18 protein-coding genes are annotated in these 19697 nt (G+C 70.3%); 13 read left to right on the forward strand and 5 right to left on the reverse strand.

The window, feature by feature from the left end:
• Nucleotides 1–144: 144 nt before the first annotated feature.
• The 9 genes from ACZ56E_RS26895 (at nucleotide 145) to ACZ56E_RS26935 (ending at nucleotide 10134) form a co-directional block, all read left to right on the forward strand.
• Entirely contained in the window at nucleotides 145–1041 is an 897-nt protein-coding gene (locus ACZ56E_RS26895) for a hypothetical protein (protein ID WP_471218019.1), read from the forward strand.
• 143 nt (nucleotides 1042–1184) lie between these two features.
• A complete protein-coding gene (locus tag ACZ56E_RS26900) occupies nucleotides 1185–1907 on the forward strand; it encodes a YcnI family copper-binding membrane protein (RefSeq protein WP_471218021.1) in 723 nt (240 codons plus the stop codon).
• A gap of 90 nt (nucleotides 1908–1997) precedes the next feature.
• The gene (locus ACZ56E_RS26905) at nucleotides 1998–2684 is read left to right on the forward strand and encodes an SCO family protein (RefSeq protein ID WP_468607146.1); all 687 of its coding nucleotides are present in this window, start codon (nucleotides 1998–2000) and stop codon (nucleotides 2682–2684) included.
• 41 nt (nucleotides 2685–2725) lie between these two features.
• Entirely contained in the window at nucleotides 2726–3184 is a 459-nt protein-coding gene (locus ACZ56E_RS26910) for a copper chaperone PCu(A)C (protein ID WP_471218391.1), read from the forward strand.
• Between the two features lie 14 nt (nucleotides 3185–3198).
• Nucleotides 3199–5166, forward strand: a complete 1968-nt coding sequence (locus ACZ56E_RS26915; protein WP_471218023.1) for a copper resistance CopC/CopD family protein — start codon at nucleotides 3199–3201, stop codon at nucleotides 5164–5166.
• A gap of 14 nt (nucleotides 5167–5180) precedes the next feature.
• Nucleotides 5181–6425, forward strand: coding sequence for an iron uptake transporter deferrochelatase/peroxidase subunit (efeB, locus tag ACZ56E_RS26920; protein WP_471218025.1), 1245 nt, complete (start codon nucleotides 5181–5183; stop codon nucleotides 6423–6425).
• Between the two features lie 57 nt (nucleotides 6426–6482).
• Complete coding sequence (pheA, locus tag ACZ56E_RS26925; RefSeq protein ID WP_471218028.1) at nucleotides 6483–7418, forward strand: prephenate dehydratase; 936 nt, start codon at nucleotides 6483–6485, stop codon at nucleotides 7416–7418.
• Between the two features lie 617 nt (nucleotides 7419–8035).
• Entirely contained in the window at nucleotides 8036–9313 is a 1278-nt protein-coding gene (serS, locus tag ACZ56E_RS26930; RefSeq protein ID WP_471218030.1) for a serine--tRNA ligase, read from the forward strand.
• Nucleotides 9310–10134: an HAD family hydrolase gene (locus ACZ56E_RS26935; RefSeq protein WP_471218031.1), complete on the forward strand. Its 825-nt coding sequence runs from the start codon at nucleotides 9310–9312 to the stop codon at nucleotides 10132–10134. Before serS ends, ACZ56E_RS26935 begins: the two co-directional genes overlap by 4 nt.
• Before the next feature lie 72 nt (nucleotides 10135–10206).
• Here ACZ56E_RS26935 and ACZ56E_RS26940 read toward each other — a convergent pair whose 3' ends face one another.
• From ACZ56E_RS26940 to ACZ56E_RS26955, 4 genes are read right to left on the reverse strand one after another with little or no spacing between them, the layout of a single operon-like run.
• A complete protein-coding gene (locus tag ACZ56E_RS26940; protein WP_471218033.1) occupies nucleotides 10207–10926 on the reverse strand; it encodes an ABC transporter permease in 720 nt (239 codons plus the stop codon).
• Nucleotides 10927–10937: 11 nt separating this feature from the next.
• Entirely contained in the window at nucleotides 10938–11849 is a 912-nt protein-coding gene (locus ACZ56E_RS26945) for an ABC transporter ATP-binding protein (protein WP_468607160.1), read from the reverse strand.
• Nucleotides 11846–12793, reverse strand: coding sequence for an ABC transporter permease (locus ACZ56E_RS26950; RefSeq protein ID WP_471218036.1), 948 nt, complete (start codon nucleotides 12791–12793; stop codon nucleotides 11846–11848). The genes ACZ56E_RS26945 and ACZ56E_RS26950 overlap by 4 nt, the downstream gene beginning before the upstream one ends.
• Nucleotides 12783–13775 carry an ABC transporter ATP-binding protein gene (locus ACZ56E_RS26955; RefSeq protein ID WP_471218393.1) on the reverse strand — a complete coding sequence of 331 codons (993 nt, stop codon included), beginning with the start codon at nucleotides 13773–13775 and terminating at the stop codon, nucleotides 12783–12785. Before ACZ56E_RS26955 ends, ACZ56E_RS26950 begins: the two co-directional genes overlap by 11 nt.
• A 260-nt stretch (nucleotides 13776–14035) precedes the next feature.
• Here ACZ56E_RS26955 and ACZ56E_RS26960 point away from each other — a divergent pair, with 260 nt between their 5' ends.
• From ACZ56E_RS26960 to ACZ56E_RS26975, 4 genes are read left to right on the forward strand one after another with little or no spacing between them, the layout of a single operon-like run.
• On the forward strand, nucleotides 14036–14887 hold the full coding sequence (locus tag ACZ56E_RS26960; protein WP_468607164.1) for a M24 family metallopeptidase: 852 nt from the start codon (nucleotides 14036–14038) through the stop codon (nucleotides 14885–14887).
• Complete coding sequence (locus tag ACZ56E_RS26965) at nucleotides 14884–16665, forward strand: SDR family oxidoreductase (protein ID WP_471218038.1); 1782 nt, start codon at nucleotides 14884–14886, stop codon at nucleotides 16663–16665. Before ACZ56E_RS26960 ends, ACZ56E_RS26965 begins: the two co-directional genes overlap by 4 nt.
• Complete coding sequence (locus ACZ56E_RS26970) at nucleotides 16662–17570, forward strand: metal-dependent hydrolase (protein ID WP_471218040.1); 909 nt, start codon at nucleotides 16662–16664, stop codon at nucleotides 17568–17570. The genes ACZ56E_RS26965 and ACZ56E_RS26970 overlap by 4 nt, the downstream gene beginning before the upstream one ends.
• Nucleotides 17571–17616: 46 nt before the next feature.
• Complete coding sequence (locus ACZ56E_RS26975) at nucleotides 17617–18549, forward strand: MerR family transcriptional regulator (protein WP_471218042.1); 933 nt, start codon at nucleotides 17617–17619, stop codon at nucleotides 18547–18549.
• Between the two features lie 174 nt (nucleotides 18550–18723).
• Here ACZ56E_RS26975 and ACZ56E_RS26980 read toward each other — a convergent pair whose 3' ends face one another.
• Nucleotides 18724–19635 (reverse strand): LLM class flavin-dependent oxidoreductase, encoded by a 912-nt coding sequence (locus ACZ56E_RS26980; RefSeq protein WP_471218044.1) that lies wholly within the window; start codon nucleotides 19633–19635, stop codon nucleotides 18724–18726.
• Nucleotides 19636–19697: the final 62 nt, after the last annotated feature.

A 19697-nucleotide genomic window follows, 5' to 3' on the forward strand; every position in this document is an offset into this window, starting at 1 on the left:
CCCCGTCAGCCGGTGTAGGAAGGCGGGACGGAACGCGGCGCTCGCACCGCCCCAGGCCCACCAGAGCCGCACCCATCACCTGGAACAGGACCTTCCGGACCTGCCGTACGCATGGGGTGGGCCCAGTGCGATGATGGCCCGGCCATGACTGCCCCCCACCAGCGCCTGCCGCGCGACGGAGCCGACCTCCGGCTGCTCAGGGCCGCGACGTTCGCCGCGGTCTGCGTCGTGCTGTCCGCCGGGGGCCATGTGCTCGCTTCCTGTGTCGCCGTCCCGCTGTGGACGCTCGGCGCGGGCTTCCTCGTCGTCCTCGTGGTCGCACTGCCGCTGGCCGGGCGGGCCCGCTCGCTGCCCGGCATCGCCGCGCTGCTCGCGGTGGGACAGCTCGCTCTGCACGCCCTGTTCGGCCTCGGCCAGCACGGCATGGGAGCGGCGACCACCATGAACGGCGACGCGTCCCTCGTGGAGCGGGCCGCACGGCTTGTCTGCGGTGCGGGCGCCGCGACGATCACGCCCGCGCAGGCCCACCGGATCCTCACCACCGCCGGGCTCGGCCCCGGCGGCGCGGGCGCTTCCGGAGCGGGCCAGTCCGCCGGGCATCAGCACGGCGGGTCCGCCGCCGCGGCCGCGGACACCGCGCTGGACTCGGTCGCAACCGCCGCGTCGCACACCGGTGGCATGGGGTCGACGGGTGCGATGGCGCTCGTGCCGTCCCTGCCCATGCTCGTCGCCCACATCCTCGCGGCGCTCGCCGCCGGCTGGCTGCTCCGCAGCGGCGACCTCGCGCTGCTCCGCCTCGTCCGGCTCGCCAACGGAGCGCACGGTGTCGCGGAAGGGGCGCTCGTACGCTCCCTGCGCTCGGCTCTCACTCTCGTACGCGCCCTGCGGGCAGGTCTGCCCGGCGCGCCCGAGACGGCCGGTCCGCGGCCTCCGCGCACCGCGCTGCTCGCGTCGCCGAAGCCGCGCACGGTCGCTCTGGAGGACGCGGTGATCAGGCGCGGGCCCCCGGCCGGGTCCCCCGACGTCGAACTCGCCGCCTGACGCGACACACTCCACACCGCTGTACGGAGAACACTCCACGCCGCAGTACGGAGGGGTCGCTCGGCGCGCACGCGCGCGTGCCCGACGCGGCCGCGCCCACCCCCCGTACTGATCACCACTGACGAAAGTGGAGTGTTCCTTTCATGAAGATGTCCCGTATCGCCGCTGCCGGCACCGTCGCCGCTTCCGCCGTTCTCGTCCTCTCGGCGCCCGCCTTCGCGCACGTCAGCGTCTCCCCGGAGGGCCAGGCCGCCAAGGGCGGTTACGCCACGGTCAACTTCAAGGTGCCGAACGAGATGGACGACGCCTCGACCACCAAGCTCGAGGTCTCCTTCCCGGCCGACCACCCGCTCGCCTCCGTGATGACGCAGCCCGTCCCCGGCTGGACCGCGAAGGTCACCAAGAGCAAGCTCGACAAGCCGCTGGAGATCCACGGCGAGAAGATCGACGAGGCCGTCACCAAGGTCACCTGGACCGCCGACGGCAAGGGCATCCAGCCCGGCACCTTCCAGAAGTTCCCGGTCTCCATGGGCCAGCTGCCCGAGGACACCGACGAACTCGTCTTCAAGGCCGTCCAGACGTACGACAACAAGGAAGTCGTCCGTTGGATCGAGCCGCAGCAGAAGGGCCAGGAGGAGCCGGAGCACCCGGCTCCCGCCCTCCCGCTGACCGCCGCGTCCGACGGCCACGGCGGTGGCGCCGACACCGCGAAGTCGGACGACAAGTCGCACGACACGGAGAGCGCGTCGTCCGACTCCGACAGCAGCGACACCACCGCCCGCGTCCTCGGCATCGTCGGCATCGTCGTCGGCGCCGCGGGCCTCGCGTTCGGCGTGCTCGCGAGCCGTCGTCGCGTCAACGGCTGAGCCGCCGGCCGAGCCACCCGCGGGGCGCACCGACGCGGCGTACAGCCGCCCCGGTGCGCCCCGGCCCCCTCACATCTGGGACATTTTCGTATGCGCACCAAGAGCTCGAAGAGCTATGCGAAGAGCACCGACAAGAAGCTCGCCGCCGCTGCCCTGCTGGCCGTGGCCGCCCTCACCCTGACCGCCTGCGGCGGTGGTGACGACAACAAGAAGCCGGTCGCCGAGGTCTCCGTGGAGTCCGACTCGGGCAAGGCCGCCACGGTCCTGGACAAGCCGTACAAGAAGCCGGACCTCGTCCTCACCGACACGCACGGCAAGAAGTACGACCTGCGCGAGGAGACCAAGGGGCAGCCGACGCTCATCTACTTCGGCTACACGCACTGCCCCGACGTCTGCCCGCTGACGATGAACAACATCGCGGTCGCCAAGAAGGCCCTGCCCAAGGCCGACCAGGACAAGCTGAAGGTCGTCTTCGTGACCACCGACCCCGAGCGCGACACCCCCGCCGAGCTCGGCAAGTGGCTCAAGGGCGTGGACGCCGACTTCATCGGCCTGACGGGCGACTTCGACACCATCCAGGCCGGGGCCCGCCAGCTCGCCATCAGCATCGAGCCGTCCAAGAAGGACAAGAAGGGCAAGATCGTCTCGATGCACGGCACGCAGGTCTTCGCCTTCTCCCCGAAGAACGACGCGGGATACGTCCTGTACAGCGAGAAGGCCACCGCAGGCGACTACACCAAGGACCTGCCCAAGATCGTCAAGGGACAGACCCCGTGAACCACCGCACCACCAAGCACCGCACGCTCGCCACCGGGGCCATGGCGCTGACCGCCGCGCTGGCCCTCGCGGGCTGCGGTGACGACTCGGGCTCCGGCTCCGGCTCCGGGGACACCGCGAAGAAGCCCGAGCTGAAGGTCAGCGGGGCCTATGTCCCCGAGCCCACCATGGACGACATGGCGGCGGGCTTCTTCACGCTGACGAACAAGGGCAGCGCCGACCGGCTCACCTCCGCCACCAGCGACATCGCGGGCTCCGTCACGCTGCACAGCACCAAGGGCGGCGCGATGAAGGAGGAGAAGTCCTTCGACGTGCCCGCGAACGGCGAGCTCGACTTCGCGAGCGGCGGCAACCACCTGATGCTCGAAAAGCTCAAGCGCAAGCCGAAGCAGGGCGAGAAGATCGCCATGACCCTGCACTTCCAGAAGTCGGACCCGATCACCGTCGAGGTTCCGGTCAAGGAAGCGACGTACAGCCCCAAGCAGCACAAGTCGCACTGAGGGACGGATCGTTGATGCAGACCATCGCTCCCCGCTCCAGGGTCGTTGCCCGGGCCGGTTCAGCTCCCCGCCTCTGGCGGCTTCTTCTGGTGCTTCTCGCCGCGACCGGCGTCTTCCTCGCCGGTGCCGGGCCCACGTCCGCGCATGCCGCGCTGACCAGCAGCGACCCGAAGCAGGGAGCGGTGGTCGACAAGGCCCCCGACCAGGTCAAGCTCACCTTCTCGGAGAAGGTGGCCATGTCGGACGGCTCGGTGCGGGTGCTCGACCCGTCCGGCAAGCGGGCCGACACCAAGAAGACGACGGACCTGGGCGCCAACACGTACGGCGTGAAGCTGCGTCCTGGCCTGCCCGACGGCACCTTCACCGTCGCCTACCAAGTGGTCTCCGCCGACAGCCACCCCGTCGCCGGTGCCTTCACCTTCTCCATCGGCGCGCCCTCCGACACCAAGGTCGCGCTGCCCGACCAGGAGGTCGGCGGCGGCCTGGTCGGCACGCTCTACGACATCGTGCGCTACTTCTCGTACGCCGGGTTCATCCTGCTCGTCGGCGGTGCCGCCTTCGTCCTCGGCTGCTGGCCGCGGGGCGCGGGGGCGCGGCCAGTGCAGCGGATCGTGACGTCCGGCTGGGTCGCGCTGACCGCCTCCACTCTCGTCCTGCTGCTCCTGCGCGCCCCCTACACCGGCTCCGGGAAGCTCGCCGACGCCTTCGACATGGGCAAGCTCGGCGACGTGCTCAACACCAAGACGGGCGCCGCCCTGGTCTCCCGGCTGCTGCTGCTCGCCGCCGCCGCGCTGTTCATCGCGGTGCTCTTCGGCGCGTACGAGAAGCGCGAGGACCCGAAGGAGAAGAAGGACCTCACCTTCGGGCTCGCCATCGGCGGCACCGTCGTCGCCATCGGCATCGCGGCGACGTGGGCGATGGCCGAGCACGCCTCGACCGGCATCCAGGCGGGCATCGCGATGCCCGTCGACGTGCTGCACCTGCTGGCCGTCTCCGCCTGGCTCGGCGGGCTCGCGTCGCTGCTCGTCGCGCTCTTCCGGACGACCGCGGTGGACGCGTCGGCCGTGCAGCGGTTCTCGACCGTGGCGTTCACCAGCGTCGTCGTGCTGGCGGCGACCGGCACCTACCAGTCGTGGCGGCAGGTCGGCTCGTGGTCGGCGCTGACCGGCACGTCGTACGGTCAGCTGCTCCTCGTCAAGATCGGCCTGGTCGTCGTCCTGGTGGGCGTCGCATCCGTCTCGCGGCGGTGGACCGGACGGATCACCGCCGAGGTGGGCGGCATGGCTCCGGAGAGCGCGGCCGCCGTGGTCGTCGAGCAGCGCGCGAGGCAGTCGTCGAAGCAGTCTTCGAAGCAGCCCCAGAAGAAGCCGGTCACGGTACCGGCCTCCTCCGGAGACGCGGGCGACGACCCCAAGCGCTCCGCCCAGCTGGCGCGCCAGCAGGCCGCCATGGACAGCGCCCGCGAGAAGCGCATCCGCGACGCCGACCCGCACCGCTCGGGCCTGCGCCGCTCGGTGCTCACCGAAGCCGGCATCGCCGTCGTCCTGCTGGCCGTGACGACCATCCTCACCGCCACCGAGCCGGGGCGCACCGAGGAGGAGGCCGCCAACGCCACCGCCGCGGCGGCGTCGCAGCGCTCGGGGCCGCTCAAGCTGAAGGTGCCCTTCGACACGGGCGGCACCGACGGCAAGGGCGCCGTCCAGCTGGACCTCGACCCCGGCCGCGGCGGCAGCAACACCCTGCACCTGTATGTGAAGCGGCCCAACGGCAGCGCCTTCGACGTCCCCGAGGTGAAGGTGTCCTTCACCCTCGAATCGAAGGACGTCGGCCCGCTGCCCGTCTCCCCGGACCGCATCGCCACCGGACACTGGACCGCGAACGGCGTGCAGATCCCGATGGCAGGCAAGTGGAAGATCGCGGTGACGGTGCGGACCTCCGACATCGACCAGGTCACCGTGAAGAAGAACGCGCAGATCGGCTGAACGGAACAACCACCATGGCGGACAACGGGATTTCCAGGCGGCGGCTGCTCGGCACCGCCGGCGCGACGGGCCTCGCGCTCGGCGCGGCGGGCGGCGCCGTCGGGTACGCGGCGGCCCCGGACGCCTCGGCGGACTCTGCCGGCGCGACGCGGACGGAGCTCGCCTCCGTGGGCGCCGAACAGGTGATGTTTCACGGGAAACATCAGCCCGGCATCACCACGCCCCTCCAGGCCCGTGGCCACCTGGTCGCCTTCGACCTGGCGGCGGGCACGGGCCGCAAGGAGGCGGCGGCCCTGCTGCGCCGCTGGTCGGCGACGGCCGAGCGGCTGATGGCGGGCGAGCCCGTCGGCGGGGCGGACACGGCGGTCGCCCGGGACGCGGGCCCTTCCTCGCTGTCCGTCACGTTCGGCTTCGGCGCCTCCTTCTTCTCCCGCACGGGCCTGGAGAAGCAGCGCCCGGCCGCCCTCGCCCCGCTGCCCGACTTCTCCTCGGACCACCTCGACAAGGCGCGCAGCAACGGCGACCTGTGGGTGCAGATCGGCGCCAACGACTCGCTCGTCGCCTTCCACGCGCTGCGCGCGATCCAGCGGGGGGCGGCCGGGACCGCGCGCGTGCGCTGGCAGATGAACGGCTTCAACCGCTCGCCGGGCGCCACCGCGCGGCCGATGACGACCCGCAACCTGATGGGTCAGGTCGACGGCACGAACAACCCCAAGCCGACGGAGAAGGACTTCGACGAGCGGATCTTCGTGCCGGGCGACGGCAACCCCTCCTGGATGGCGGGCGGCTCCTACGTAGTCGTACGCCGTATCCGGATGCTCCTCGACGACTGGGAGAAGCTGGGTCTGAAGGCGCAGGAGGCGGTGATAGGGCGGCACAAGTCGGACGGCTCACCGCTCACCGGCGGTACGGAGACGACCGAGCCGAAGCTCGACGAGACGGGCCCGGACGGCAAGGTCGTCATCCCGCTCGACGCGCACGCCCGCATCACCCGGCCCGACCAGAACGGCGGCGCCGCGATGCTGCGCCGCCCGTTCTCGTACCACGACGGCTTCGACGGCAAGGGGGAGCCCGACGCGGGGCTGCTCTTCGTCTGCTGGCAGGCGGACCCGATGCGCGGCTTCGTCCCGGTGCAGCGCAAGCTCGACCGGGGCGACGCCCTGTCGGAGTTCATCCGGCACGAGGCGAGCGGCCTCTACGCGGTGCCGGGCGGGGCGGCGAAGGGCGAGTACGTGGGGCAGCGGTTGCTGGAGGCGTAGGGCGCCGCTCTGTGAGACGCGTGAGCCGTGCCACGTCGGGCCCATTAGGGTGACGGTATGTCGGCGACGCGCTATACGTACCTGGGCCCCGAAGGCACTTTCACCGAGGCGGCTCTCCGCACACTGCCCGAGGCGGCCGCCCGGGAACTCGTCCCGATGGTCTCCGTGCCCGCCGCGCTGGACGCGGTCCGGGGCGGCGAGGCGGCGGCGGCGCTGGTACCGATCGAGAACTCGGTCGAGGGCGGCGTCACCACCACCGTCGACGAACTCGCCAAGGGCGACCCCCTGATGATCTACCGCGAGGTCGTGCTGCCGATCGCCTTCGCGCTGCTGGTCCGCCCCGGCACGAAGCTCAAGGACATCAAGACGGTGACGGGCCACCCGGTGGCCCAGCCGCAAGTCCGCAACTGGCTGGCCGCGCACCTGCCCGACGCCCTGTGGGAGTCGGCGGCGTCGAACGCGGACGGCGCCCGGCTGGTCCAGGAGGGCCGCTTCGACGCGGCCTTCGCGGGTGAGTTCGCCGCGGCGACGTACGGCCTCGAAGCGCTGGTCAGCGAGATCCACGACGCGGCGAACGCCGAGACCCGCTTCGTGCTGGTCGGCCGTCCGGCCCGCCCCGCCGCGCCGACGGGGGCCGACAAGACCTCGGTCGTCATCTGGCTGGGCGACGACCACCCCGGCGCCCTGCTCGAACTCCTCCAGGAGTTCGCCGTGCGGGGCGTCAACCTCATGCGCATCGAGTCACGGCCGACGGGCCAGGGCATCGGCAACTACTGCTTCTCGGTGGACGCCGAGGGGCACATCACGGACCGCCGCGTGGGCGAGGCCCTGATGGGGCTCAAGCGGATCTGCCCGCAGGTGCGCTTCCTCGGCTCGTATCCGCGGGCCGGAGTGTCGACTGAGGACGTCAGGGCGCTGCGGCCCGGCACGACGGACAGCGAGTTCATCGCGGCGTCGGACTGGCTGGCGCACTGCCAGGACGGCCGTTTCTAGCCAGCCCCGCGCCGGCCTCCGGGCCGTCTCCGCGCCCATTCCTGCGGTCCTACCTGCAGATTTACGTTGTCCACAGAAGTTATCCACAGGCGCGTGTCTCGACCTGGGGACAAGTCGACAACGAAGCGCGACATGGTCGACAAATCGGCTCACAGCCCCCAAGTCCGTCCACAGGTCCGCACGTCACCCCTCGTCCACTCTTTTCTATTGATCAACTCTTTAGAGCGAGGCATTTCCACTCGAAAGAGGGTGTGCGGGTGGTTTGGGAAGGGATTCCCCGTGCGTGTGAGGAGCTTTGGAAACGGCCCGTTCCGACATCCACAGATCTTTCGCACACCCTGTGGATAACCGTCCGGAGGCGCTGGTTCCTGTGGACAACCACAGTGGACGGACCGCCCAAGTCCCGTCTCCCACAAGGCGTTCCGGTCAAGGCGGCGGACGCACTCTGCCCCCTTTCGGGGAATAGTGCCCTTTTTATTGACCGGAGGCCGGACCGCTCGGGACGGAGCTTTTCCGGCCGCCCCGAACCGGAAATTCACATTCCGGCAAACCGGGCATAACGTACACAATGGAATATGGAGTCGTTGGCCGGAAGCGCGCGACGGTAGCCTTGAGGGGTGATTGACCTTCGCCTGCTCCGTGAGGACCCCGACCGTGTTCGCGCCTCCCAGCGCGCCCGTGGAGAGGACGTCGCGCTTGTCGACGCCCTGCTCTCCGCCGACGAGCGCCGCAGGTCGTCCGGCCTCCGCTTCGACGAGCTCCGCTCCGAGCAGAAGGCGCTCGGCAAGCTGATCCCCAAGGCCGCGCCCGAGGAGAAGCAGGAGCTCCTGAAGAAGGCGGGCGAGCTCTCCGCCGCGGTCAAGGCCGCCGACGCCGCCCAGGACGAGGCCGACGAGGAGACTCAGCGCCTCCTCAAGCAGCTGGGCAATCTCGTCCACCCGGACGTCCCGGTCGGCGGTGAAGAGGACTTCGTCGTCCTCGACACGATCGGCACCCCCCGCGACTTCGCGGCCGAGGGCTTCGAGCCGAAGGACCACCTGGAGCTCGGCGAGGCGCTCGGCGCCATCGACGTCGAGCGCGGCGCGAAGGTCTCCGGCTCGCGCTTCTACTACCTCACCGGTGTCGGCGCCCTGCTGGAGCTCGCCCTGGTGAACGCCGCGATCGCGCAGGCCACCGAGGCCGGCTTCATCCCGATGCTGACGCCCGCGCTGGTCCGCCCGCGCGCCATGGAGGGCACCGGCTTCCTCGGCCAGGCCGCGGAGAACGTGTACCACCTGGAGAAGGACGACTACTACTTGGTCGGCACCTCCGAGGTCGCGCTCGCCGGGTACCACATGGACGAGATCATCGACGCCGACAAGCTGCCCCTGCGGTACGCGGGCTTCTCGCCCTGCTTCCGCCGCGAGGCCGGCACGTACGGCAAGGACACCCGCGGCATCTTCCGCGTCCACCAGTTCGACAAGGTCGAGATGTTCTCGTACGTCGACCCGGACGACGCGGAGAACGAGCACAAGCGCCTCCTGGAGTGGGAGAAGCAGTGGCTGACCGGCCTCGGCCTGCCCTTCCAGGTGATCGACGTGGCGACGGGCGACCTCGGCGCCTCGGCCTCCCGCAAGTTCGACTGCGAGGCCTGGATCCCCACCCAGGGCAAGTACCGCGAGCTGACCTCGGCCTCCAACTGCGACGGCTTCCAGGCCCGCCGCCTCTCGGTGCGCATGCGTGACGGCAAGAAGATCCAGCCGCTCGCGACGCTGAACGGCACGCTGTGCGCCGTCCCGCGCACGATCGTGGCCCTCCTGGAGAACCACCAGCAGGCCGACGGCTCCGTGGTGGTGCCCGAGATGCTCCGTCCGTACCTCGGGGGCCGAGAGATCCTGGAGCCCATCGCCAAGTGAGCCACCCTGTTCCGGTCACGCCCACCTTTCCGTACAAGCTGGTCGCGACCGACCTCGACGGGACGCTGCTGCGCCCCGACGACACGGTTTCGGAACGGACGCGCCAGGCGCTCACCGCGGCCACCGCGGCGGGCGCGGCGCACATCATCGTCACCGGCCGTGCGGTGCCCTGGACCCGCCACATCCTCGACGACCTCGGCTACGACGGCCTCGCGGTGTGCGGCCAGGGCGCGCAGGTCTACCACGCGGGAGAGCATCGGCTGCTCACCTCGGTGACGCTCGACCGGCAGCTCGCCGGTCTGGCGCTCGCCAAGATCGAGGCGGAGATCGGGCCGCTCGCCCTCGCGGCGAGCCGCGACGGCCTCGACGGCGAGGTCCTGGTCGGCCCGGGCTACGCGGTCCAGGACGGCCCGCTCCCGGCCGTCCCCTTCACGGACCCCGCCGACCTGTGGGCCGCCCCGCTGAACAAGGTCTACATCCAGCACCCCGGCCTGAGCGACGACACGCTCGCCGATGTGGCGCGCAAGGTCGCGGGCGATCTGGTCGGCGTGACCATGGCGGGCGAGGGCATAGTCGAACTCCTGCCCCTCGGCCTCTCCAAGGCCACGGGCCTCTCCCTGGCGGCCCGCCGACTGGGCGCGAAGGCCGTGGACACGATCGCCTTCGGCGACATGCCGAACGACATCCCGATGTTCGCCTGGTCCGCACACGGCGTCGCCATGGCCAACGCCCATGACGAACTCAAGGCGGTGGCCGACGAGGTGACGACGTCGAACGAGGCGGACGGCATCGCGGTGGTGCTGGAGCGCCTCCTCGGCTGACCCGAGGCACGCGGCCGCGCCCCGGACCGGTCCGGGGCGCGCGCCTACTCCTCCGTGCCCACTCCGCCGTGCCTACTCCTCCCCGGCGAGCTTCAGCGTCCTGAGCTTCTGTCCCGCGTACCAGGTGGCGAGTGCGGTGACCGCGACCAGCAGGACCGTCGCGGCCGGCAGGCCCACGTCCGAGGTGATCAGGTCGCCCTCGCCGACCTTCTGGGCCACGGCGAGGGACCACTGCTGCACGCTGAGCGTGCGGGCCCCGGAGACCAGCGACCCGAAGAGGGCCTCCCACACCAGGGCGTAGACGAGCCCGAAGACCACGGCGTGCCGGGTGACCGTGCCGAGCAGCAGGAAGATCGCGGCGTACGTGATCGAGGCGACCAGCGCCGCGATGGTGTAGGCGATGGCGATCTGCTGGCCGTTGCCGTTCAGGATCATCCCCGAGACGAAGGTGGGGATGGCGGAGAAGGCCATGGTCACGGCGATGGCGACGATCAACTTGGTGAAGATGATCGTGGGGCGCTTCACCGGCTTGGACAGCAGATAGACGACCGAGCCGTCGTCGATCTCCGGGCCGATGGCGCCCGTGCCCGCGATGACGCCGATGATCGGCACCATGGTGGCGAGCGCGAAGCCGCCCAGGACGTCTACGGCCACTTGGTCGTCGGCGCCGCTGAAGCCGCGTACGGCGGCGGAGATGGCGATCAGCAGGACGGGCAGGGCGAAGAGGATCAGAGCCCGGCGACGGCCGAGCAGGGCCCGGTAGGTGAGCCGGGCGACGGTGGGGTTGTACACGATGGCTCCCTTCAGGCCGCGACGAGGTAGGAGAAGACCGACTCGAGGGACTCGTCCGAGGGCGAGACCGTCAGGAGCCGGATGCCGTGCTCGCGGGCGACCCGGGGCAGCAGCGTCGTGAACCGGCCGAAGTCGACCGCCTGAATGCGCAACGCGCCCTCCTTGAGGTCGACTTCGATGCCGGCCGTCGAGGGGTCGGCGATCAGCGCGGCGGCCAGCGCACGGTCGTCGCTGGAGCGGATCAGATAGCGGTGGGGCCGGTCGGTCATCAGGCGGCGGATCCTGCGGAAGTCGCCGCTCGCCGCGTGCCGTCCGGCGACGATCACCTCGATGTGCGAGGCCAGTTGCTCGACCTCTTCGAGGATGTGCGAGGAGAACAGGACCGTGCGGCCCTGGTCCCCCATGGTCCGCAGGAGCTCCATCAGCTGCATGCGCTGGCGCGGGTCCATGCCGTTGAAGGGCTCGTCGAGCAGCAGTACGGCCGGGTCGTGGACGAGGGCGGAGGCCATCTTCACGCGCTGTCGCATGCCTTTGGAGTACGTGGAGATCTTGCGGTCCTGCGCGTACTCCATCTCGACCGTGGCCAGCGCCTTCTTGGCGGCCCGCTCGTCGAGGCCGTGCAGTTCGGCGTTGGCGACGACGAACTCGCGGCCCGTGAGGAAGTCGTACATGGCCTCGCGCTCGGGGACGATGCCGATGTTCTTGTAGATCTGTTCGTTCCGCCAGATCGGCTGGTCGTCGAGGGTGACGCTGCCCGTGGAGGGTGCGAGGAAGCCGCCCATCATGTTGATGAGGGTCGACTTTCCCGCGCCGTTCGGGCCGAGGAGCCCGGTGACGCCGGGGCCGATGTTCATGGTGATGTCGTTGACCGCCACCACGTTCCCGAACCAGCGGGAGGTGTGGTCGATGTTGATCGTGCTCACAGCCCGACCTTTCGGTAGCGGCGCGACAGTGCGCCGTAGCAGCCCGCGATGAGGCCGAGGACGACCAGTACGTAGACGACGCCGACGCCGGACGAAGGGCCTTCCTGTCCGGGGAAGGCGGAGGTCGCGCCGAGGAAGGCGGTCTGCACGCCGTCGATGAGCGTGATCGGCGAGAAGAGTCCGAGCCAGGCGATGGCGTCGGTGCTGCCCTGTTCGTGGGCGATCGCCTGGACGGTGGACACCGCTCCGTAGGTGATGGTCAGGACGGCGATCACGGCGGCGATGCCGAAGCCGCGTCGGGGAGTGATCGCCGAGATGACGAGTGCGATGCCGGAGAAGAGCAGGGAGAGCAGCGCCACGGAGACGAGCCCCTGGCCGAACCCCTTGGTCTGGTCGGCGAAGTCGAGCTTGGCGAGCAGCGCCCCTACGTAGAGCACGAGGAGGGGGGCGGCCGTGAGGACGAAGAGGGCCGAGGTCATCGCGGCGAACTTCGCCACTACGTAGTCACCGCGCTCGATGGGCCGGGAGAAGTAGAGCGGCACGGTCTTGAAGCGCAGGTCGCGGGAGACGGTCTGCGGGGCCTGCGCGGCGAGGAAGAGGCTGATGACGGCCTGCAGCACGATCGCGTAGCGCGTGTAGTCGAGGGGGAGGTCCTTGGCCTTGGTGGCCACGGCGACCGCCACCATGATCGCCGCGGGCAGGCACATCACCGCGAAGAGGATCATCGGCAGGACCTTGGACTTGGCGGAGCGGCCGAGGCCGTACGCGCCGCGCAGGCTCTGGGAGAAGAGCGAGCGGCGGGCGTAGGCACGGCCGAGGCGCGGTCCTTCGTAGTTCCGGTAGCCGATGTTGTGGATCCGGGTGGACTCGGGGGTCCGGGCGGGATCGGTCCGGGCGGGATCGGTCCGGGCGGGATCGGGAATGCGGGTGGACTCAGTGCTCATCGCGCCGGCCTCCTGTCTGCTGTGCGGCCGCGGCGACGGGCTCCGGCCGGGACGCGTCCTGGTCCTTGAAGACCTCCGCGATGTGGTGCCTGCGCTGTTCCATCCGGACCAGGCCGAGGCCGAGGTCGGCGACGAGGTCGCGCACGACGTCGTACGTCTCCTCGCCCTCCGCGGTGAGCAGGATCGTGTGTCCCGCGCCGGGCAGTTCGCCGCCGGTCTCCGTGGCGATGTCGCGCGCCCGCAGCGCGTCGCGCAACGCCCGGGTGCCGTCCGGGTGTCGGTCGCTGTCCGTGACCTCGACGGCGAGCGTCGTGGTGGTCTGCGTGAAGTCGGTGGTGGAGCTGGACCGCAGGAGCTTGCCGCCGTCGATGACGACGACGTGGTCACAGGTTCGCTCCAGCTCGCCGAGCAGGTGCGAGGTCACCAGGACCGAGATGCCGAAGTCGGTGTGGACGCGGCGGATCAGGCCGAGCATCTCGTCGCGTCCGACCGGGTCGAGGCCGTTCGTCGGCTCGTCCAGGAAGACCAGTCGGGGGTCGTGGACGAGGGCCTGGGCGAGCTTGACCCGCTGCTTCATGCCGGTCGAGTAGCCGCCCATGGGGCGGTACCGCTCTTCGTAGAGCCCGACGTGGCGCAGGGTGTCGGCGGTGCGCTCGCGGGCCGCGGTGGGCGGGAGGCCCGACATGCGCGCCATGTGGACGACGAACTCGGTGGCCGAGACGTCGGGCGGCAGACAGTCGTGCTCCGGCATGTACCCGACGCTCTCGCGGATCTCGCCGCCGCGGGTGGCGACGTCGAGGCCGAGCACGGCGGCCCGGCCCTCCGTGGCGGGGGACAGACCCAGCAGGATCTTGATCAGTGTGGACTTGCCGGCTCCATTGGCTCCGACGAGTCCGGTCACACCGGGCCCGATATCCATGGAGAGCCGGTCAAGCGCGGTCACCCTCGGGAACCGCTTGCTCAGGCTTTCGGTCGCGATCACAGTCACGTTTCGACGGTAGTGGCGCAGACCACACCGGCGCGTCAGACCATGGGCCTGCCCTGCCCTCACTCTGGAGTATTACGGGCCCGTAGGGGTCGTCCGGAAGTCGCCCCCTGGGGGATCTCCCGGACCTGTCCCGCAGGGTCGGGCAGAACTATTGACGTAGCCGCCGGGCATTGTCACATTCATCAGTGTCAAGTTACGACCGCGTACGGCGATGGACCGGACACGGGTGGACCGGACTCGGGACGGACGGTGGCATGACCTCAGCAGTGGCAGGTGAACTCTCCGCGGAACTGCGGGGGTTCAGAGAAGTGCAGACCCTCGCGTATGCCTGCGCGGAGGCGGTCGCGGCACAGCTCAAGCCGGGTGTGACGGAGCGCGAGGCCGCGCGGATGCAGCGCGAGTGGCTGCGCGAGCGAGGTGTGCGGGACTGGTTCCACCTGCCGTTCGCCTGGTTCGGGGACCGCACGGCGTTCGTGAACTTCCGGGTGCCGCTGCAGTTCTTCCCGACCCATCGCAAGCTGGAGCCGGGGATGCCCTTCATCCTCGACATGGCCCCGGTGTACAAGGGGTTCACGGCTGACATCGGCTATTCCGGCTGCCTCGGTCTCAACCCCGTGCACGACAAGCTCCTCGCCGATCTGGAGGCGCACCGCGAGCTGATCCTGCGCGAGGTGCGCGAGCGCCGCACGCTGCGGGAGATCTATGAGGACGTGGACCGGCTCATGGTCCGCCAGGGCTATGCCAACCGCCATCGGGCCTATCCCTTCGGCGTCATCGCGCACAAGGTCGACCGGGTCAAGGAGCGCCGGCTGACCCCGCACCTCTTCGGTTTCGGCACACAGTCTTTGAAGGGGCTGGCGAGCGACGCCCTCCGCGGCCACCGGGACGGCTGGTCCCCGCTGTGGTCGCCCTACAAATTCTCCGACCACCCGCCCCGGGAGGGGCTCTGGGCGGTCGAACCGCACCTCGGTTTCCGGGGTACGGGCGCGAAGTTCGAGGAGATCCTGGTCGTCACCGACTCCAAGGATCCCGAACAGAGCGCGTTCTGGCTGGACGACGACCTGCCGCATGTGCGGCGCTGGGCTGAGGAGAGGGCCGCCGCATGACGACCGGAGCAGTCCCCGCGAAGCTGAAGGACGCGCGCGAGCGCTGGGTGCGCACGGGCGGGGTGGAGCTGTGCGTCGCCGAGCTCGGCGACACCGACCGGCCCACGGTCCTCCTGGTGCACGGCTATCCGGACTCCAAGGAGGTGTGGTCCGAGGTCGCCGAGCGCCTAGCGGGCCGCTTTCACGTCGTGCTGTACGACGTCCGGGGGCACGGCAGGTCGACCGCGCCGCGGCCGCTGCGCGGGGGCTTCACCCTGGAGAAGCTGACCGACGACTTCGTGGCGGTCGTCGACGCGGTCAGCCCGGACAAGCCGGTGCACGTGGTCGGGCACGACTGGGGTTCGGTGCAGTCCTGGGAGTTCGTCACGGTCAAGCGGACAGAGGGCCGCATCGCGTCGTTCACGTCGATGTCGGGCCCGTCGCTCGACCACTTCGGCCACTGGATCAAGCACCGCATGTCCAGGCCCACACCCCGCAAGGTCGGCCAGCTGCTCGGCCAGGGCGCCAAGTCCTGGTATGTGTACATGCTGCACACCCCCGCGCTCCCCGAGCTCGCCTGGCGCGGCCCGCTCGGCAAGCAGTGGCCGAAGATTCTCCAGCGCGTCGAGAAGGTCCCTGCGGGCGACTACCCGACGCCGTCGCTGCCCCAGGACGCCGCTCACGGCGCCTGGCTCTACCGCGACAACATCCGCGCGAGGCTCCGCAGGCCCCGCTCCGATGCGTACGCGCACGCGCCCGTGCAGCTCATCACGCCCTCCGAGGACGCCTTCCTCTCCGAGCGGCTCTACGACGATCTCGAGCTGTGGGCCCCGCAGCTGGTCCGCCGCACCCTGACGGCCAAGCACTGGGTGCCGCGCACCCGCCCCGACCAACTGTCGGCGTGGATCAGCGACTTCGTCGCGGCGAACGAGGACGGCCTGCCCACCAAGGGCAGCGCGGCCACCGGGAAGTACGCCGACCGGTTCGCCGGCCGGCTCGTCCTGGTCACCGGAGCGGGCAGCGGCATCGGGCGGGCCACCGCCTTCGCGTTCGCCGAGGCGGGGGCGCGCGTGGTGGCCGTCGACCGGGACGCGGAGAGCGCGGCCCGTACGGCGGAGATGTCCCGCCTGATCGGCGCCCCGGATGCCTGGGGGGAGACGGTCGACGTCTCCGACGAGCAGGCCATGGAGAAGCTCGCCGAGCGCGTCGCCACGGAGTACGGCGTGGTGGACGTCCTGGTGAACAACGCGGGCATCGGTCTCGCCGGCTCCTTCCTCGACACCACGGGCGAGGACTGGAAGAAGGTCCTCGACGTCAATCTGTGGGGGGTGATCCACGGCTGCCGGCTCTTCGGCAAGCAGATGGCCGAGCGCGGCCAGGGCGGCCACATCGTCAACACCGCTTCGGCGGCCGCGTATCAGCCCTCCAAGACCCTGCCGGCCTACAGCACCTCCAAGGCGGCGGTCCTGATGCTCAGCGAGTGCCTGCGCGCGGAGCTCGCGGACCAGGGCATCGGCGTCTCCGCGATCTGCCCGGGCTTCGTGAACACGAACATCACGGCGACGTCCCGTTTCGTCGGTGTCGGCGCCGAGGAGGAGAAGCGCCGCCAGAAGAGGTCCGCCCGGTTGTACGGCCTGCGCAACTACCCCCCGGAGAAGGTCGCCGACGCGGTCCTGCACGCCGTAGTCAAGAACCAGGCGGTGGTCCCGGTCACTCCCGAGGCCCGGGGTGCCCGCTTCTTGTCCCGCTTCAGCCCCAAGGCCCTGCGTGCGATAGCCCGATTGGAGCCGCCGCTGTGAGCACGGGAGAGCACTACGCGATCGTTCCGCGCCGGGTCTCGTTCGACTGGGACAGGACACCGCTGCACTGGATACCGGACGAGCCGACCGCCACCCACGTCATCAACGTCCTGCATCTGCTTCTCCCCGCCGGGGAGCGGTGGTTCGTGAAGGTCTTCAAGGAAGGCCTGCCCCTGATCACCGACCCGGTGCTGCGGGGCGACGTCAAGGGATTCATGGGCCAGGAGGCCACGCACAGCGTGCAGCACGCGCATGTGCTCGACCACCTGGCGGCGCAGCACCTCGACACCGCCGACTTCACTCGGTACGTGGACTTCCTCTTCGAGAAACTCCTCGGTGAGAAGCCGCCGTTGGGGCTGCCGGTGTCGACTCCGGAGTGGCTGCGATTCCGGCTGTCGATCATCGCCGCGATCGAGCAGTTCACGGCGGTCCTGGGGAACTGGGTCCTGCACGCGGAGGGCCTCGACCGCGCCGGGTCCGACGAGGTGATGCTCGACCTGCTGCGCTGGCACGGCGCGGAGGAGGTGGAGCACCGCGCGGTCGCCTTCGACATGTTCCAGCACTGCGGTGGGCAGGGCCTGCCCCGGTATGCCCGCCGGGTCGCGGGCATGACGGTCACGGCGCCCGTGATGCTGTACCTGTGGATCTGGGGCACGGCCTATCTGATCCGCCACGACCCCCGACTCGCGGGCCGCCTGCGGTACTCCCTGGCCGAGCACAACAGGGCGGTCCGCAAGGGCCTGCTGCCCACCTGGCGCGAGATCGGCACGGCCATACCCCGCTATCTGCGGCGGTCGTACCATCCCTCGCAGGAAGGCTCGTTGCGCAAGGCCGTCGAGTATCTGGCGCTGTCGCCCGCGGCACGGGCGGCGGCGGGCGCGATCGGCCGGGCAGCCACTGCCTAGGGGCCCCGGCGCGGGTCCCGGCAAGTCATCACGGAGGACGGGCAGCGTGGAGTACCGCATCGAGGACCTGGCGCACCACAGCGGCGCGACGGTCCGCACGATCCGCGCCTATCAGGACCGGGGGCTGCTGCCCCGCCCGGAGCGGCGAGGCCGGTCCAATGTGTACGGGGACGCGCACCTGGCACGGCTGCGGCAGATCGCGGACCTGCTCGACCGCGGGTACACCCTGGCCTCCATCAAGGAGCTCCTGGAGGCCTGGGACGCGGGCAGGGGTCTCGGCGGGGTGCTCGGCCTCGCCGCGGAGGTCGACGGCCCGTGGACGGACGAGAAGGCCGACCGGATCACTCGCGAGGAGCTCGACGCGGCCTTCGGCGGTACGTCGGACGAGGCGGCGGTGGCCGACGCGGTCGCCCTCGGCGTGCTCGAACCGATGCCGGGGCGCGAGGACGAGTTCCTGGTGCCGAGCCCCCAAGAGCTCGCGGTCGCAGTCGAGTTGTACGCCGCGGGCGTCCCGTTGTCGGCGATTTCAGGCCATTTGCGGGAGTTGAGGGGCCAGGTCGAGCACATAGCGTCCCGTTTCCTGGAGTTCACGACGGAGCACGTCTTCGCCCGCTATCTCGGTCCTCACCCGCCGACCGAGGCGGACGCGGCCGAGGCTGCGGAGCTCGTGCGCAGACTCAGGCCGCTCGCCCAGCAGTCGGTCGACGCCGAACTCGCGCGCGCGATGCGCCTGTTCGCGACCCGGCACCTTCGACAGCACCTCGAGACCGGCGAGCCGACACCGAGGGCGGATGAGCCTCAAGTGGTGGCGATGCCCGGTTCCACAATGCGGGCCGTCCAGGCCCTGGTTGGCGAGGAGAACGCGGCGGCGTTCATCGCGGCGGCCACTGAAAGGGAGGTGCAGAAACGGACGTTGGACGCTCTTGCCTCAACCAGCGGACAAGCTGGGCAAGTTGGTCAAATGCCGCCTATCGCCTAGGAGTTGTCCACAGAATTGTCAACTAGCCTGTGGATAACTTGACTTGGCTGTGGATCAAACCTTCGAGCCCACATTTGTCGATGAAAAGCGGATGACCGGAGCTCAAGCGCGCGGAAAACTGGTCGGCGAGTGCGCGGGAAACCGATCGGCGAGGCCGCGCACCGCCGACGGCTGTCAGCCGAGCTGACGGAGGGCCTCCGTGGCGATCTGCTCGAACACGGTCTGGTCCGCGGCGAAGCCGGAGCCGGGGATCGGCCAGTGGATCGCGAGCTCGGTGAAGCCGAGCTCCTGGTGGCGGCCTGCGAAGTCCACGAAGGCGTCGAGGGACTCCAGCGGACGGTTCCGGTCAGGGGTGAAGCCGGTCAGCAGGATCTTGTCCAGCTCGGCCACGTCCCGGCCGATGTCCGCACAGGCCTTGCCGAGCTTGTCGACCTGGTTCCGGATCGCCTCTCGGGACTGCTCGGGGGTGCCGGCCTCGAAGAGCTTCGGGTCCCCCGTGGTCACCCACGCCTGCCCGTGCCGGGCCGCGAGCTTCAGACCGCGCGGGCCGGTGGCGGCGACGGCGAAGGGCAGCCTCGGCCGCTGCACGCAGCCCGGGATATTGCGGGCCTCCAGCGCCGAGTAGAAGGTCCCCTCGTACGTCACCGAGTCCTCGGTCAGCAGCCGGTCGAGCAGCGGTACGAACTCGCCGAACCTGTCGGCGCGCTCCCGCGGCGTCCAGGGCTCCTCACCGCTCCTCAGCAGCGTCGTGGCGTCGAAACCGTTGCCGCCGGCGCCGATGCCGAGGGTGATCCGGCCGCCGGAGATGTCGTCGAGCGAGATGAGTTCCTTGGCGAGCGTCACCGGGTGCCGGAAGTTGGGCGACGTGACGAGCGTCCCCAGGCGCAGCCGCTCGGTGGCCGTCGCGGCGGCGGTCAGCGTGGGTATCGCGCCGAACCACGGGCCGTCACGGAAAGTGCGCCAGGCCAGGTGGTCGTACGTGTACGCGGTGTGGAAACCGAGCTCCTCGGCCCGCAGCCACTGGTCGCGGCCCCCCTCCTGCCAGCGTCGTACGGGAAGAATCACGGTGCTCAGGCGCAAACTCATGTCTCAGAGCTTACGGCGGGGCTGATGGGGCGGGACGTGGGATGAGCTGCACTCGGACGTGG

The sequence above is a fragment of the Streptomyces sp. NPDC039480 genome (genome assembly GCF_055597165.1).

What these genes read in the sequence shown, in the direction of transcription:
- ACZ56E_RS26895 (WP_471218019.1), top strand. Translation starts at nt 145, where the DNA reads ATGACTGCCCCCCACCAGCGCCTGCCGCGCGACGGAGCCGACCTCCGG.
- ACZ56E_RS26900 (WP_471218021.1), top strand. Translation starts at nt 1,185, where the DNA reads ATGAAGATGTCCCGTATCGCCGCTGCCGGCACCGTCGCCGCTTCCGCC.
- ACZ56E_RS26905 (WP_468607146.1), top strand. Translation starts at nt 1,998, where the DNA reads ATGCGCACCAAGAGCTCGAAGAGCTATGCGAAGAGCACCGACAAGAAG.
- ACZ56E_RS26910 (WP_471218391.1), top strand. Translation starts at nt 2,726, where the DNA reads ATGGCGCTGACCGCCGCGCTGGCCCTCGCGGGCTGCGGTGACGACTCG.
- ACZ56E_RS26915 (WP_471218023.1), top strand. Translation starts at nt 3,199, where the DNA reads ATGCAGACCATCGCTCCCCGCTCCAGGGTCGTTGCCCGGGCCGGTTCA.
- efeB (WP_471218025.1), top strand. Translation starts at nt 5,181, where the DNA reads ATGGCGGACAACGGGATTTCCAGGCGGCGGCTGCTCGGCACCGCCGGC.
- pheA (WP_471218028.1), top strand. Translation starts at nt 6,483, where the DNA reads ATGTCGGCGACGCGCTATACGTACCTGGGCCCCGAAGGCACTTTCACC.
- ACZ56E_RS26950 (WP_471218036.1), bottom strand. Translation starts at nt 12,793, where the DNA reads ATGAGCACTGAGTCCACCCGCATTCCCGATCCCGCCCGGACCGATCCC.
- ACZ56E_RS26960 (WP_468607164.1), top strand. Translation starts at nt 14,036, where the DNA reads ATGACCTCAGCAGTGGCAGGTGAACTCTCCGCGGAACTGCGGGGGTTC.
- ACZ56E_RS26965 (WP_471218038.1), top strand. Translation starts at nt 14,884, where the DNA reads ATGACGACCGGAGCAGTCCCCGCGAAGCTGAAGGACGCGCGCGAGCGC.
- ACZ56E_RS26980 (WP_471218044.1), bottom strand. Translation starts at nt 19,635, where the DNA reads ATGAGTTTGCGCCTGAGCACCGTGATTCTTCCCGTACGACGCTGGCAG.